This is a genomic window from Thermosynechococcus sp., from assembly GCF_046299635.1.
Taxonomy (GTDB): Bacteria; Cyanobacteriota; Cyanobacteriia; order Thermosynechococcales; family Thermosynechococcaceae; genus Thermosynechococcus.
On sequence record NZ_JBKBHV010000048.1, the window covers coordinates 1 to 2,353 of the forward strand.

Below are 2,353 nucleotides of genomic sequence, written 5' to 3' on the forward strand. Positions count from 1 at the left end.
TACGTGGTGCCCCTGATCTTGGTGGGGGTGTTTAGTGGGGCATTGCAAAAGCTACTGGCGCTGCGGCGGTGGTCACGCTGGATCACGACGTTGAGCGGCGTATTTCTGATTGCCTTTGGGGTCATTGCGTTGGCCATTCGGTTGTAGCGATCGCGCGCCTTCGGATTTTTTTTGCAAGCACCTCTGGACAAAAATATTCTCTCAGCTTGGCAATTTTCTCAAATCTTCTCTCCTCAAGGCTTTGAGGAATTTCTAACAGATTTAGAGGTGCTTGAATTTTCCCGAAACAGGCTTCCAAAGAGAGTTTGGCCAACCATACCACCGCCGATCTAAAAATTTTACACAAACAAAAAAATCATCTCCTCTAGGTGCTTGAAAATGATCTGTGCTATAGTGCTTCTAGAGCACCTTTCAGAGGGGCGGAGTGCTGGGACTTGCTCCCAGCCGAATCAATGGAAACGCTTTCTCCGACCAATTACTTGCAATTGTTGCTTCTACGTGCTGGGACTTGCTCCCAGCCGAATCAATGGAAACGTTCGATTCGATCAAAGGCATCGAACCAACGGCGAGTGCTGGGACTTGCTCCCAGCCGAATCAATGGAAACGAACTCATGGGGAGATTTAGAACAAAACACCCTTCCAGGTGCTGGGACTTGCTCCCAGCCGAATCAATGGAAACGATCCCAAAAGGCCGAGCATTTCTAGATATAGCTCGTGCTGGGACTTGCTCCCAGCCGAATCAATGGAAACTTTCAGTTACACGATTTCTGTTGTAGGTTAGAAGGTGCTGGGACTTGCTCCCAGCCGAATCAATGGAAACGAATTCAGGCCGCCTACTTCAGATTTGTTTTTATGGTGTGCTGGGACTTGCTCCCAGCCGAATCAATGGAAACTCAAATGTAATAATCTGCGGAATACCTCTGGCTGTGCTGGGACTTGCTCCCAGCCGAATCAATGGAAACTTGACAAAGGGGGGCTGTTAGACTTGCTTGCTTGTGCTGGGACTTGCTCCCAGCCGAATCAATGGAAACGGGTTTCGTTGGGAAGTATGCATAAAATAAAAAACGTGCTGGGACTTGCTCCCAGCCGAATCAATGGAAACCTTCCTAATCTGGAGGCGATTTGGGAGTTCGTACGTGCTGGGACTTGCTCCCAGCCGAATCAATGGAAACTTGTATAACTTCATCATTGCCTGCAAACACTGGTCGTGCTGGGACTTGCTCCCAGCCGAATCAATGGAAACCCTCGCCCAGAAACCCAAAATACTGCTTGTTCAGATGTGCTGGGACTTGCTCCCAGCCGAATCAATGGAAACTTAAGAGAGCAGAAGCATAAACTGCCTCTTTGCGCGTGCTGGGACTTGCTCCCAGCCGAATCAATGGAAACGGGGTTGCTTGCAACCCTCTCCCGCACTTCTGCCGTGCTGGGACTTGCTCCCAGCCGAATCAATGGAAACTCACTCATAGGCAAGTAAACTAGACTTTTCGGCTAGTGCTGGGACTTGCTCCCAGCCGAATCAATGGAAACTGACGCCGTGGTATCAAATTAATCGCCCGTTAGCAGGTGCTGGGACTTGCTCCCAGCCGAATCAATGGAAACGCGGAGGAAAAAGGGCATAACGCCCAGAGAAATCAAGTGCTGGGACTTGCTCCCAGCCGAATCAATGGAAACCTTGGAGGAGTAGATGGATTTGCGGCAACTCCGCGTGCTGGGACTTGCTCCCAGCCGAATCAATGGAAACTTCAGGGGTAGGCTCTGCAGGTACAACAGGCTCTGCAGGTGCTGGGACTTGCTCCCAGCCGAATCAATGGAAACGTAGATAAATTCTTCAATGTTTGGAGAAAACAGGAGTGCTGGGACTTGCTCCCAGCCGAATCAATGGAAACTCGTATGCCAGTTCATACAACAAATCGACAGGGGTGTGCTGGGACTTGCTCCCAGCCGAATCAATGGAAACATTTTCCGCTTTTTTCACTGCGGCAAGTCTGACGAGTGCTGGGACTTGCTCCCAGCCGAATCAATGGAAACAACCGTTCTCTGTCCCTCCCGAAACTTGGTAAAAAGTGCTGGGACTTGCTCCCAGCCGAATCAATGGAAACCTGTCGTAGTTATCGAAGATCCCCGTTGGCTCCATGTGCTGGGACTTGCTCCCAGCCGAATCAATGGAAACTCCACGAGATAAGACTCGTTGAGGAGTTTTTCAATGTGCTGGGACTTGCTCCCAGCCGAATCAATGGAAACTCCCTGCTGAGGAAGGGTTCTGCGTCGGCCAATTCGTGCTGGGAGCCTTTCCCAGCCGAATCAATGGAAACCTCAGGGTCGGATGAGCACAATGGGGGTTTGCTCGTCGGCA

General features: G+C 50.6%; 1 protein-coding gene and 1 CRISPR repeat array. The gene reads left to right on the plus strand.

The genetic code is table 11. From position 1 onward, the window contains the following. The first annotated feature begins 6 nt into the window (after nt 1-6). Nucleotides 7-147, plus strand: a complete 141-nt coding sequence (locus ACK4IR_RS12265) for a cytochrome c biogenesis protein CcdA (RefSeq protein ID WP_409874638.1) — start codon at nt 7-9, stop codon at nt 145-147. Nucleotides 148-424: 277 nt separating this feature from the next. Then, a CRISPR array of direct repeats spans nt 425-2,312; the repeat unit is 36 nt; unit sequence GTGCTGGGACTTGCTCCCAGCCGAATCAATGGAAAC. Nucleotides 2,313-2,353: the final 41 nt, after the last annotated feature.